This is a genomic window from Acidimangrovimonas sediminis, from assembly GCF_002871005.1.
GTDB classification, from domain to species: domain Bacteria; phylum Pseudomonadota; class Alphaproteobacteria; order Rhodobacterales; family Rhodobacteraceae; genus Acidimangrovimonas; species Acidimangrovimonas sediminis.
The window spans coordinates 1-469 of sequence record NZ_PHSN01000091.1; the positions used below are offsets into that span (position 1 = coordinate 1).

A 469-nucleotide genomic window follows, 5' to 3' on the forward strand; every position below is an offset into this window, starting at 1 on the left:
CGTCCGTCGTGCGGAAGTAGAACTGCGGGCGGTAGTTCGCGAAGAACGGTGTGTGGCGGCCGCCTTCTTCCTTCGTCAGGATGTAGGCCTCGGCCTCGAACTTCGTGTGCGGGGTCACCGAACCCGGCTTGCACAGCACCTGGCCGCGCTCAACGCCGTCACGGTCGACGCCGCGCAGCAGCGCGCCGATGTTGTCGCCCGCCTCACCGCGATCCAGCAGCTTGCGGAACATCTCGACGCCCGTGCACACCGTCTTCTTGGTGTCGCGGATGCCCACGATCTCGATCTCGTCGCCGACGTTGATCACGCCACGCTCGACACGGCCGGTCACAACCGTGCCGCGGCCCGAGATCGAGAACACGTCCTCGATCGGCATCAGGAACGGCTGGTCGACCGGACGCGCAGGGGTCTCGATGTAGGCGTCAACCGCTTCCATCAGCGCGCGGATCGAGTTCTCCCCGATCTCCGG

The 469-nt window shown here is 66.3% G+C and carries 1 protein-coding gene; it reads right to left on the minus strand.

The features are described from left to right. Positions 1-469, minus strand: a 469-nt coding sequence (locus CVV76_RS24470; RefSeq protein WP_269844503.1) for an EF-Tu/IF-2/RF-3 family GTPase, incomplete at both ends; no start/stop codon positions are given.